The sequence below is a fragment of the Tenacibaculum ovolyticum DSM 18103 genome (assembly GCF_000430545.1).
Classification (GTDB): domain Bacteria; phylum Bacteroidota; class Bacteroidia; order Flavobacteriales; family Flavobacteriaceae; genus Polaribacter; species Polaribacter ovolyticus.
Genome location: NZ_AUMF01000013.1, coordinates 46116 through 58006, shown reverse-complemented (window position 1 = coordinate 58006; position 11891 = coordinate 46116). Strand labels below are relative to the sequence as shown.

The 11891-nt window shown below is 29.8% G+C and carries 12 protein-coding genes; 8 read left to right on the top strand and 4 right to left on the bottom strand.

From position 1 onward, the window contains the following. Positions 1-26 precede the first annotated feature (26 nt). The 5 genes from porL to H518_RS0103795 all read left to right on the top strand — a co-directional run bounded on the left by porL (position 27) and on the right by H518_RS0103795 (position 4266). Positions 27-677 (top strand): type IX secretion system motor protein PorL/GldL, encoded by a 651-nt coding sequence (porL, locus tag H518_RS0103810; protein WP_028887835.1) that lies wholly within the window; start codon positions 27-29, stop codon positions 675-677. Positions 678-724: 47 nt separating this feature from the next. After that, the gene (gene porM, locus H518_RS0103805) at positions 725-2257 is read left to right on the top strand and encodes a type IX secretion system motor protein PorM/GldM (protein ID WP_028887834.1); all 1533 of its coding nucleotides are present in this window, start codon (positions 725-727) and stop codon (positions 2255-2257) included. A gap of 19 nt (positions 2258-2276) precedes the next feature. Beyond that, positions 2277-2978, top strand: a complete 702-nt coding sequence (gene porN, locus H518_RS19175) for a type IX secretion system ring subunit PorN/GldN (protein WP_316929589.1) — start codon at positions 2277-2279, stop codon at positions 2976-2978. Beyond that, on the top strand, positions 2876-3139 hold the full coding sequence (gene porN / locus H518_RS21515) for a type IX secretion system ring subunit PorN/GldN (protein ID WP_316929590.1): 264 nt from the start codon (positions 2876-2878) through the stop codon (positions 3137-3139). Before porN (H518_RS19175) ends, porN (H518_RS21515) begins: the two co-directional genes overlap by 103 nt. Positions 3140-3216: 77 nt before the next feature. Beyond that, positions 3217-4266 (top strand): NAD(P)/FAD-dependent oxidoreductase, encoded by a 1050-nt coding sequence (locus H518_RS0103795; RefSeq protein WP_028887833.1) that lies wholly within the window; start codon positions 3217-3219, stop codon positions 4264-4266. Position 4267: 1 nt separating this feature from the next. On the opposite strand, the gene H518_RS0103790 is transcribed toward H518_RS0103795, so the two are convergent. Continuing rightward, positions 4268-4654 (bottom strand): DUF983 domain-containing protein, encoded by a 387-nt coding sequence (locus tag H518_RS0103790; protein ID WP_028887832.1) that lies wholly within the window; start codon positions 4652-4654, stop codon positions 4268-4270. A 42-nt stretch (positions 4655-4696) separates the two neighbouring features. Here H518_RS0103790 and H518_RS0103785 point away from each other — a divergent pair, with 42 nt between their 5' ends. Then, the gene (locus tag H518_RS0103785; RefSeq protein ID WP_028887831.1) at positions 4697-6613 is read left to right on the top strand and encodes an ABC-F family ATP-binding cassette domain-containing protein; all 1917 of its coding nucleotides are present in this window, start codon (positions 4697-4699) and stop codon (positions 6611-6613) included. Positions 6614-6646: 33 nt separating this feature from the next. On the opposite strand, the gene H518_RS0103780 is transcribed toward H518_RS0103785, so the two are convergent. After that, on the bottom strand, positions 6647-7783 hold the full coding sequence (locus H518_RS0103780) for a helix-turn-helix domain-containing protein (RefSeq protein ID WP_028887830.1): 1137 nt from the start codon (positions 7781-7783) through the stop codon (positions 6647-6649). Between the two features lie 141 nt (positions 7784-7924). Next, positions 7925-8674 (bottom strand): NYN domain-containing protein, encoded by a 750-nt coding sequence (locus H518_RS0103775; protein WP_028887829.1) that lies wholly within the window; start codon positions 8672-8674, stop codon positions 7925-7927. A 171-nt stretch (positions 8675-8845) separates the two neighbouring features. Between H518_RS0103775 and H518_RS0103770 the strand changes: the two genes are divergently transcribed. Then, positions 8846-9793 (top strand): 1-aminocyclopropane-1-carboxylate deaminase/D-cysteine desulfhydrase, encoded by a 948-nt coding sequence (locus H518_RS0103770; RefSeq protein WP_028887828.1) that lies wholly within the window; start codon positions 8846-8848, stop codon positions 9791-9793. Further along, positions 9793-10584: a glucosaminidase domain-containing protein gene (locus tag H518_RS0103765; protein ID WP_028887827.1), complete on the top strand. Its 792-nt coding sequence runs from the start codon at positions 9793-9795 to the stop codon at positions 10582-10584. Before H518_RS0103770 ends, H518_RS0103765 begins: the two co-directional genes overlap by 1 nt. Positions 10585-10751: 167 nt before the next feature. Here H518_RS0103765 and H518_RS0103760 read toward each other — a convergent pair whose 3' ends face one another. Beyond that, a complete protein-coding gene (locus tag H518_RS0103760) occupies positions 10752-11876 on the bottom strand; it encodes a vWA domain-containing protein (protein WP_028887826.1) in 1125 nt (374 codons plus the stop codon). Positions 11877-11891 lie beyond the last annotated feature (15 nt).

Below are 11891 nucleotides of genomic sequence, written 5' to 3'. Positions count from 1 at the left end.
ATTAATCCCCTAAAAATAAAACAAAAATGGCACAATCAAAATCGACTAAGAAAATTTTTAACATGGCTTATGGTTTAGGAGCATCAGTAGTAATACTTGGAGCTTTATTTAAAATCATGCACTTTAAAATCGGACCTTTAACAGGTGGTGTAATGTTAACATTAGGTTTAGTTGTAGAAGCAATTATTTTTGCTATATCAGCATTTGAACCTATTGAAGAAGAATTAGATTGGTCAAAAGTATATCCAGAATTAGCAGGAAGTGAGTCTACAGGTAAAAAAGGTAAAATTGAAGCACCTCAAGATGCACAAAGTATGTTATCTCAAAAATTAGATGATATTTTAAAAGAAGCAAAGTTAGATTCTACTTTAATCTCTAGTTTAGGAGATAGTATTAAAAATTTCCAAGGAGCAGCAGAAGGATTAACAGCAACATCAGCAACTGTATCTTCTACAAACCAATATAACGAGCAAATGTCAATGGCAGCTGCTAAGTTAGAATCTTTAAACGGATTATATACTACACAAGTAGAAAGTGCAAGTAAGCAAGCTGACATTAACTCTGCTTTAGTTGAAAACACAGCACGTTTACAAGAACAAATGGAATCATTAGCAACAAACTTATCTTCTTTAAACGGAGTATATGGTGGAATGTTAACAGCGATGTCAACTAAATAATCTAATTAGTTTATCTAATTTTTATTAACTAAACAAACTAATTTAAGATGGCAGGAGGAAAACAGTCACCAAGGCAAAGGATGGTAAACTTAATGTACCTTGTATTTATTGCGATGTTAGCAATGAACATGAGTAAAGAAGTTTTATCAGCATTTGGATTAATGAATGAGAAATTATCGGAGTCTAATATTAGAGCTACCGAGAAGAATAATGCTTCATACGAAACATTAGCATTAAAAGCATCAGAGCAAGCAAAGCAATATGGTGAAGCTAAAGAAAAAACGGATAAGCTTAGAAGTATGGCAGATGAATTATTTGCATACATCGGAGATTTAAAAACGAAAATGGCAGCTGACATAGAAGATAAGAAAGCTTATGAATCTATGGATAAGTCAGGTTTTTTAGATCAATATTTTTTTGCTAGTGGAAAAATTACACCAAAAGGAAAAGAATTTGTAGATAAAATAAATCAATTTAGAGAGCAATCTTTAGTTGTTTTAGGTGAGTCGGAATTGTCTACAGTAGTTGCTGCTCGTTTTAGCACAGGTAACGTTACAAATAAAGAAGGAAAGAAAATAGATTGGTTGAAATACAATTATGAAGGTTTTCCTTTAATTGCATCATTAACTAAGCTAACTCAAATTCAGGCAGATGTTAAAACTACTGAAGCTGATGCTTTAACCGCTTTATTACAAGGAGAATTAGAAAGTGCTGTTTCTTTAAAGAATTACGAAGCAATGGTAGTTTTTGAAAAGAACGCATACTATCCAGGTGAGAAATTATCAGGTAAAATCGTTTTAGGAAAGAATGATCCTAATTTAACAGCTGAGAAAGTTATTCTTAACGGAGAAGAAATGCCAGCAGATAAAATTCAAGCAGGTCAAGTTATTTTAGACGGACCAGCTGGTACAGTAGGAGACAAAGAATTAAAAGGAGAGTTCCAATTTATGGAGAACGATTCTTTAGTTACTATTCCTATATTAGGAGGTTACTCAGTAATTCCTAAGCCAAATCAAGCAGTTGTATCTGCTGATAAAATGAATGTAGTATATCGTGGTTTATCTAACCCGTTAACAATTTCTGTACCAGGAGTATCAGGAAATAAGGTTTCTGCATCTGCACCAGGTTTAAAAAGAGTTAAAGGTGATAGATATGCAATGTATCCAGGTAAAGGAAGTGAAGTTACTATTAGAGTATCTGCTACGTTACCAGGAGGTGGAAAAATTAGCACACCAAAAAAATACAGAATTAAAGACATACCACCAGCTGTAGGTATGGTAAGAGGTCAGTATGGTACAGTAAAAATGCCAAAAGCAAGTTTATCTAGAATTAGTGTAGCTGCTGGTTTACCAGATTTCTTATTCGATTTAAAATTAAATGTACATAGTTTTAAAGTTAAAGTACCAGGTCAGGTAACAATACCTGTTAATGGTAGAACTTTCTCAACAAGAGCGAAGCAAGCTCTTAATAAAGCTAGAAGAAATGATGTAATTACTATTTATGATATTAAAGCATCGGTTTCTGGTTCTAATTATAAGATTAGAAAAGTATTACCAGTTAGTATCGAAATTACAAATTAATAAGTAAAAAATTTAAAGTATGAATTGGATGCGTTTTTATATGGTTTTATTTGCTCTTGCTACTATAAGTAGTGCAAGTGCACAAGCTAACCTTTTAAACTCTAAGAAGGTAGAAGATATTGGATTTAAATCTGAAGCTCAAATTATTTCAGAAGATGACAAACCACTTCCTTATGGCTATATTAGTGATAGAGATGTGTTATGGTCTAAAGTAGTATGGGAATACGTTGATTTAAATCAAAAAATTAATTTGCCTTATTATTATCCAATTGATACTACAAATGCAGGTTTAACGCGTCGTTCGTTATTTGATACTTTGTTAAAAGGTATTCAGAAAGGTGAAATAAAAGAAGTATATAGTGATTCTTATTTTACGACTAAGATTGGAATGGAACAGATTAAACAATTAACATTTAACGAGCGTGATGATGGTTATGGAAACATGGATCCTTATTCTGTTCAATCTGCTGATATTAAAGGGTATTTAATTAAAGGTCTTTGGTATTTCGATAAACGAGGTGGAGAATTAAAGTACCGTATGTTGGCTTTAGCGCCAATGGGACCTGACGTTCAAACATTAGGAGTTGAAGAATTGACGATAAAGAGGCTGTTTACGAACTGTTTTGGGTATTTTTTCCAGATGCAAGAAAAACGTTACATTCATCTAAAGTTTTTAATCCAATTAACTCTGCACAACCATTATCATATGATAACTTGTTAAATGCTAGAAGGTTTACTTCTACAATAATGAAAGAAGAAAATATTTACGGAGATAGATCTATTAAGGATTATGTTCGAGGTAATTCATTATTTCAATTATTAGAAGCTGATAGAGTTAAAGAAGGAATACGTGATAGAGAAATGGATATGTGGAACTATTAATTATCATATCATAAAAATATTTAAAAGAGCTTGCTTTGCAAGCTCTTTTTTATTGTAATAAATATTACTTTTGAACCATGAAAACTAACGTAGATTATATTATAGTAGGTTTAGGTTTAGCAGGAATTTCTTTTGCAGAACAGTTATTAAGAGAAAATAAAACATTTGTTATTTTTGAAGATAACTCACAAACTTCATCTATTGCAGCAGGTGGGGTATATAATCCGGTAATATTAAAACGTTTTAATGCTTCTTGGAATGGTCATAAACAAATAGAAAAGGCAAAGCCTTTTTATAAGAGTTTAGAGGATAAACTAAAAGTTAAACTAAACTATAACTTCTCAATTAAAAAAGCGTTTACGGGTATTAGCGATGTTAATAACTGGTTTACTGCATTAGATAAACCTACATTATCACATTATATGAATCCTGAGGTTATTAAAGGAAAGGTTGATGGAGTGATAGGTGATTATGGCTTTGGAGAGCTTACAGGTACCGGAAGAATAGATACTGCTTTATTGGTTAGTTCATATAGAAAATACATAAAGGATTTGAATATGTTAATATCATCAACATTTAAATATGATGATTTAGATATTTCAGAAAATGGAGTTACTTATCAAAATATAAATGCAGGTAGAGTTGTGTTTAGTGAAGGTTTTGGAATAACTAAAAACCCTTTTTTTAAGCATTTACCTTTAGCAGAAGTAAAGGGAGAAACAATAACAATACATGCTCCTGATTTAAATATTGATTTTTTATTAAAATCGAATACTTTTGTAATGCCTTTAGGTGATGATAACTACAGAGTTGGAGCTACTTTTAATTGGACTGATAAAACATGTGATACAACTGATGAAGCTCGAGAAGAATTACAAGAGAAACTTAAAAAAGTAATAACCGTACCTTATACTATTGTTGGTCATACAGCAGGTATTAGACCTACCGTATGCGATAGAAGACCTATGGTTGGAGTACATTCAGAACACAAAGCCTTAATTGTTTTAAACGGATTAGGTACTCGTGGCGTTATGATTGGTCCAACGGTATCAAAAAACTTATTCAACCACTTAGAAAATGGTGAAGAATTAGATAAAGATATTGATATTAAACGATTTGATGTTTAAATTATTCTTTTAAGGGAGAATCCTTACGAAAACTAATAAACATATTTATCCAAATTATTCTAGATAAGCGCAGGCTAAAAGGAGTTAATAAAAAAGAAACAACTACGATTGCTATAAAACTTTGTAATATAGTTAAACCAAAAAGCATTTTAGCAATAACAAAAACACCAACAAATAAAGCTACAGCTATAGCGTAGTTTACATACATTGCTCCAAAGAAAAAAGAAGGTTCCATCATGTATTTTAAATTACATTTTGGGCAATTATCATGTAATTTAGTGATTTTTTTAGGATTAATTGTAACGCTATATTTAAAGAATTCACCTTCGTGACAACGAGGACATTTACCTTTTAAAACACTATATAACTTTGTTCCTTTGTTAATCATAATTTAAGTAGCTTTGCGTCGTTCAAAATTACGCAAAAAAATATGTTAAACGTACATAATTTATCGGTTTCTTTCATGGGATCTGATTTGTTTTCAGGAATCACTTTTAAGTTAAATAAGGGAGATAGAATAGGATTGATAGGAAAGAATGGAGCAGGGAAATCTACACTATTAAAAGTACTTTCTAAAGACATCGAAACCAGTGGTGGTACCATGGCTTTTGATAAAGACATTCGTATGGGGTTCTTGCGTCAGGATATAGATTTTGTTGAAGGAAGAACTATTTTAGAAGAAGCTTACCAAGCTTTTGAAGAGATAAAAGAAATAGAATTAAAGTTAGACGAAATTAACAATCAACTAGCTACAAGAACAGATTATGAAAGTGAATCTTATGGACAGTTAATTATTGATTTAACTGATTTAACTGAGCGTTATGAACTTTTAGGAGGATATAACTACCAAGGTGATACAGAGAAAATTTTACAAGGTTTAGGTTTTCAACGTGAAGATTTTGATAAACTAACCAATACTTTTTCAGGAGGTTGGAGAATGCGTATTGAATTAGCAAAATTATTATTACAAGATAACGATATTTTGCTATTAGATGAGCCTACGAATCACTTAGATATTGAATCGATCATTTGGTTAGAAAATTTCTTAAAATCATATTCAGGTGCAATAGTATTAGTTTCCCATGATAAGATGTTCTTAGATAATGTAACTAATAGAACGATTGAGATTTCTTTAGGGCAGATTTACGATTATAAGAAGCCATATTCTCAATTTTTGGTATTAAGAGCAGAGATTAAAGAGAAACAGTTACAGGCACAGAAAAATCAAGAAAAAGAAATTAAGCAGAAGCAGCATTTAATTAATAAATTTAAGGCAAAAGCTAGTAAAGCTTCTATGGCACAATCGCTAATGAAGCAATTAGATAAAGTGCAACTTATAGAAGTTGATGGAGATGATAATGCAGCAATGAATGTTCGTTTTAATATTTCTAAAGAGCCAGGTAAAATTATTGTTGAAGCTGATGGTTTATGTAAGAGCTACGGAGATAAGCATGTTTTGGAAGATGTAGATTTAATGATTGAGCGTAACAGTAAAATTGCTTTTGTTGGTCAAAATGGTCAAGGAAAGTCTACTTTGGCAAAAATGATGGTTGGTGAAATACCTTTTATAGGAAATCTTAAACTAGGACATAATGTTGAGATAGGATATTTTGCACAAAACCAATCTGAAGAATTACCTCCGGAGAAGACTGTTTTAGAAATTATGGAAGATGCAGCCTCTGATACTAACCGAATGCGTGTTAGAGACATGTTAGGATCATTCTTATTTGGTGGAGATGCTGTAGATAAAAAAGCAAAAGTATTATCAGGAGGTGAGCGTAATCGTTTAGCATTGTGTAAGCTATTATTATCACCATTTAATGTGTTGGTAATGGATGAGCCAACAAACCACTTAGATATAGCTTCTAAGAACGTATTAAAAACTGCATTAAAGAATTTCGACGGAACGTTAATTGTTGTTTCTCACGATAGAGATTTCTTACAAGGATTAACATCAACTGTTTATGGATTTAAAGACAAGGAAATTAAAGAGTATCTTGGAGATATTGATTATTTCTTAGAGCAGCATAAGATGGAAAATCTTAGGGAAGCAGAGAAAAGAACAGTAGTTAAAGTTGAAAAACCTACAGCTAAAAAGGAAGCGCATCAATTATCTAGAGAGCAAGAAAAAGAATTAAAAAAACTTAAAAACAAGCTATCTAAAATTGAACGTGATATTGCAGATTTAGAAGCAGAAATAACTAAAATAGACTTAGAATTAGCAAATAATTATGATGAAGTTTCGGCACGTCCTAACTTTTTTGAAACTTATAAAGGAAAAAAAGCAACTTTAGAAAATTTAATGACTGATTGGGAAAAAGTAGAAGAACAAGTTTCTAATTTTTAAGCTTTCAATATCTATTAAATTATATATAAATGCCTATTGATGATTTTTTCGATAGGCATTTGGCGTTAAACCAGTTATTTTTTTGAAAGAATTGTAATAAGTTGTTTTTGATGAAAACCCACATTCTAAGCCAATTGCTAATAAACTGTAGTTTTCAAATTCCTTATCTAGAATGAATTTTTTAGCATCTTCTACGCGATAGTGATTAATGTAAGTAGCGAAATTATTACCAGTACTAGAATTAACAATTTGAGAAATATAACTCGGACTAATGTTTAGCATTTCAGCAACCTTATTTCTATCTAAAGTGTTGTCTCTATAAATTTTTTGATTAGCGCAAAGACCTTCTAGTTTTTTAAAGTATAAATTGTATTCAGGTGGTTTTGAATGTTCTTTTTGTTTTAATTTCGATGCCTTTGAGATTGAGACAGAAGTTTCTTTTTGATTTCTAAGAGTAAGTATAAATCTAATTTTTTGTTGATCGTTGGCTAATTTAAATTTATATACTCCAAAGTAAGCTACCCAATGAATTAGTAGTGTAGTAAATAAAGCTATTATATGCATAGCGTTGGATATTTTAGATTCAATAAATAAACTTAAAATAATAGCAATTAACCATGATGTTAAAAAAATTACTTCAAAAAGCCACAAATATGTTAACCATTTTTTTTCTTGGATGTTAGTTGATAATTTAATGGATTGAAACGTCTTAAATAAAATAAAAGGAATAAAGAATAATGTAATTATAAAAATAACAAAGCCAAATAGATTGGTGATAAGTAAAAGAATACTAAAATTGTTATCAGGTATGTTTATTGAGACACATTCGTCTGAAATACTATATATAATTGAGAGTATGAATGGAAGAAATAACCAATATGATTTTTTAGAATATTTTGGTTGATGGTTGACTTGATAACTGGCATATAAAAAAATAAAAACAGGAAATAAAAGTGCTGAATCTACAATATCAAAAAAGCGTAAAAACGGATAAGAAATATATGCTTCAGTTTCATCAAGAACAAAATTTAATAAAGAAATAGAAAGCGTAAAAATAGCATAGGCCAAATACTTATTGGTCTCATTTTTGAAAAAAGGCGATCGTAAAATAATAGTACCTAAAACTATACCTTGAAATATTGCTATGTTAAGTAAAGAAACTAATATCAATTGTATATTTTATTTTTAGATCAAAGATCATCTTCAATCTTTTACAACATTAAGAATATAGTTTCGTTTTTTTAGAATTAAAATCTGTATTTTTTTGTTAAAAAGTTAATTTATAAAAGGTTAATTACATTAAATATACTTCTATTTCATTCGTAATAAAGGGTGATTTAATCCACGAACTTCGTTTTTTATAACTTCAAATTTATCGATATTTTCAAAAAGTTTAGTGAGGTTTTTAAAACCATAACTTCTTGGGTCAAAACTAGGGTCTATTTTTCTAATACTAACACCTAAAGTTGAAATGTAGGCATTTTCTTCTTCGTTAGTTGAAATATCAAAAGCTTTATCTATTGTTTTTAAATCTTCTTTTGTTAGTTTAACTTTTTCAAGTATCTCTTTAACTTTTTTATTAGCTGTTTCTTTTGTTGATTTAAGTTTTGTTATTTCATTTTGTTCATCTTTTAAGTTTTCAGTAAAAGTGAAAACTTCACACGATTTTACAAATGCTTCAGGTGTTTTTTTCTCGCCAATACCCATTACAAATAATCCTTGCTCTCTAATTCTTTTTGCAAGTCCAGTATAATCACTATCGCTAGAAACAATGCAAAAACCTTCAATATTTTTTCCGTGTAAAATGTCCATAGCATCTATTATTAAAGAACCATCTGTTGAGTTTTTTCCAGTAGTGTAAGAAAATTTTTGAATCGGACTTATTGAATGTTGATTAATAATTGTTTTCCAACTATTCATTTGCTGGCTAGTCCAATCACCATATATTCTTCGTATAGTGGCTTTACCATATTTAGAAACTTCTTCAATTATTTCTTTTAATAATTTAGGTTGGGCATTATCCCCATCAATAAGTACTGCAATGTTAAATTTACTATCCATGTTTTAATAATAAGAGTTTATTTTTATTGTTGCCGTTTGATAGTCTTGTAATTAACTGACAACATGTAGCTAAGTTCGTGTTTTTTTGTTACAAAATCAAGTTTAGAATAATCGTTAATCCATTGAAAATTCTAGTATTTTTACCAAAATAAATTCTCGACCTTGAACACTATTGAAAATTCTTTTTTTAATCAAGTTTTTGTAACCAAAAATGAACAAATATTTCTTCCAATTTTAGAAGAAAAAAAAGTAACATTGTTTGTAAAAAGAGAAGATGAAATTCACCCGTTTGTTTCGGGGAATAAATTTAGAAAACTTAAATATAATATTGCAAAGGCTAAAAAATTACAAGAAAAGACATTGTTAACTTTTGGAGGTGCATTTTCTAATCATATTGTAGCAACAGCTGTAGCAGGTAGTTTATCTGGTTTTAAAACAATTGGAATTATTCGTGGAGATGAGTTGGGTAAAGATGTAGCCAAAACATTAGCAGGTAATGCAACACTAAGGGAAGCGCGTAAAAGTGGAATGCAGTTTAAGTTTATATCGAGAGAAAAATACAGAGATAAAACTTCTGAATATTTTATTAATGAATTAAAAGAAGAGTTTGGTGATTTTTATTTAGTACCAGAAGGAGGAACCAATGATTTAGCAATAAAAGGTTGTGAAGAAATCTTAATTGAGGAAGATAATAAATTCGATTATATTTGTTGCGCAATAGGAACTGGAGGAACAATTTCAGGTTTAATAAATTCAGCAAAAACACATCAAAATATTATAGGATTCCCTGCTTTAAAAGGTGATTTTCTAACAAAAGAAATTCAACTATTAACAACAAAAGATGATAATTGGAAGTTAGATACTACCTATCATTTTGGTGGTTATGGAAAATATAATACAGATTTAATTCGTTTTATAAATGAATTAAAAGAACAAACAGGACTTTCGTTAGATCCAATATATACAGGGAAAATGATGTTTGGTGTTTTAGATAAAATAGCTAAAAATGAGTTTCCTGAAAACACTAAAATTTTAGTAATTCATACAGGAGGTTTACAAGGAATTACAGGAGTAAATGAAAAGTTAAAGAATAAAAATAAAGATTTAATAAACGTTTAATGAGAATAAGATTAGTTTTTTATATAGTAACATGTGCTGTTTTTATGGTGAGCTGTGGTTCAAATAAAAATGTAGTAAATAGAAGTCATAAAAAAGTGGTGCTTCAAGAAAAGGAAGAAGTATATCCTGAATTGCCACAATTAGAACAGATAGAAAAACCTTTAAAAACAAATTCAAATCATACGGTAGCATATATTCAAAAATTTGCACGTATTGCGGTTAAAAAAATGCATGAACATAATATTCCTGCAAGTATAACTTTAGCACAAGGGGTATTAGAATCGGGTAGTGGAAGAAGTAAGTTGGCAATAAAATCAAACAATCATTTTGGTATAAAATGCCATAGAGGATGGAAAGGTAAAAGTGTTACGCATGATGATGATGAAAAAGGCGAGTGCTTTAGAAAGTATAAATACCCTGAAACATCATACGAAGATCATTCACAATTTTTAATTTCAAGAAAACGTTATGCTAGTTTATTTAAACTAGGAAATCAGAATTATAAAGGTTGGGCTTATGGTTTAAGACGTGCTGGTTATGCAACTGATAAAAGATATCCGCAAAAGCTGATAACGATTATTAAAAAATATAATTTGACTGTTTATGACAGAATGGGTGCTAGAAAACTAAATAAGGGTAACCAGGTTAAGGTTAAATCTTATAAAGTACAAAAGGGAGATACATTGTATTCAATAGCACGAAGACATAGTATATCTGTAGCAAACTTAAAAAGAGTAAACGGGCTAAGTACCAATGAAATTAGTATTGGGCAAGATTTATTGATAAAGTAAAAAAAAGACGCTGGATTTATTTTAATCCAGCGTCTTTTTTTTGTGCCATTTATAAATGCGCTCTTAAGTATTAAGAAAGTCATTACGAGAAGTTTTAACTTAAAAGTGCCCCCGATTAAGAATATTATCCACTTAGCTCGCAATGACGTAATCTTAATAATTTAACCTTACCAAGAATATTTTTTCATTCTAGCTTGTTTCTTTATAGCTTTAATCATTACACTTTCTAATTCATTTTTGTTAGAATTTTCTTTTTGTTTCTTGGCAACGTATTGTTTTCTTTTTTTATTTAATTCTTGAATTTTATTTTGAATATCTACTCGTTCTTTACGTTTAGCATCTACATATTTTTTTATTTCTTTAGATGATTTAGTTTGTAAGTTTTTAGGCAACTGTTTTTTCTTTAAAGAGTTATAATCAATTTCTTTTGCTTCTGAAGCATCTACCAAATCCCACTCAGTATTTTTATATAGCTTAGAACTTTTACTAATGGCACGTTTTACAATTACAACTTCATCTAAAGTTGCAGCATTAGCATCTTGTTTTGCTTGATTACTGTATTTTGAATGTCCCGAATTTCCGTAATGAATGTATGTTTTGTTTAGTTTTTTATTTAAAATAAGAATGTTGCTATCATAAGGAGTTACAATATGAACAATGTTTTTATTGTGATTAATGGTCATATAATCTCCGCCACCATAAGTAGCTCCGTCTTGCCACATACCAGAAACGCCTTGGTTGTAATCACCACAAAAAATAGTGTTAACAGTTATGTCTTTTTCTTTAGCGTTGGTAATGGCATCTTTGTAGTTTAATTTACCTTGAGTAAAAGGTTCGTTTCCTGCAATAAAAATCATTTTTAAATCATGATTATTGTCTCCCCATTCTAATTGGTTTAAAGATGTTTGAATTACTTGTCCGCAGAATTCACTTCCACCATTAGTAGTTAAAGAGAATAAATGTTCTGAAACATCATCTAAATTACTGGTAAATTGTAATGCTTGACGAATATAACCTTCACTAGAAGAAAGTTTGTCGTTACCATATTCATATAACGCAATTTCTAATTTAGGAGTTTCTCCATTACACTTTGCGTGCGATAATTCGTTAATAATTTCCCACAATTGTGCTTTTGCTTGATTGATGAGTCCGCTCATACTACTGCTTGTATCTAGTAATAAAGCGACTTTAGTTGTTTGTTTTTTTGTTTTGTCTTCAGAATTATTTGAATATCCAATTTTAGTAATTAGAATAGTAAAAATGAATAGTGCTTTTAATATATAAGTTTTCATAATTTATTGTTTTAT

Excerpts from the sequence above, each read along its gene's own strand:
- porL (WP_028887835.1), top strand. The coding sequence starts at position 27 with ATGGCACAATCAAAATCGACTAAGAAAATTTTTAACATGGCTTATGGT.
- porM (WP_028887834.1), top strand. The coding sequence starts at position 725 with ATGGCAGGAGGAAAACAGTCACCAAGGCAAAGGATGGTAAACTTAATG.
- porN (WP_316929589.1), top strand. The coding sequence starts at position 2,277 with ATGAATTGGATGCGTTTTTATATGGTTTTATTTGCTCTTGCTACTATA.
- H518_RS0103795 (WP_028887833.1), top strand. The coding sequence starts at position 3,217 with ATGAAAACTAACGTAGATTATATTATAGTAGGTTTAGGTTTAGCAGGA.
- H518_RS0103790 (WP_028887832.1), bottom strand. The coding sequence starts at position 4,654 with ATGATTAACAAAGGAACAAAGTTATATAGTGTTTTAAAAGGTAAATGT.
- H518_RS0103785 (WP_028887831.1), top strand. The coding sequence starts at position 4,697 with ATGTTAAACGTACATAATTTATCGGTTTCTTTCATGGGATCTGATTTG.
- H518_RS0103775 (WP_028887829.1), bottom strand. The coding sequence starts at position 8,674 with ATGGATAGTAAATTTAACATTGCAGTACTTATTGATGGGGATAATGCC.
- H518_RS0103765 (WP_028887827.1), top strand. The coding sequence starts at position 9,793 with ATGAGAATAAGATTAGTTTTTTATATAGTAACATGTGCTGTTTTTATG.
- H518_RS0103760 (WP_028887826.1), bottom strand. The coding sequence starts at position 11,876 with ATGAAAACTTATATATTAAAAGCACTATTCATTTTTACTATTCTAATT.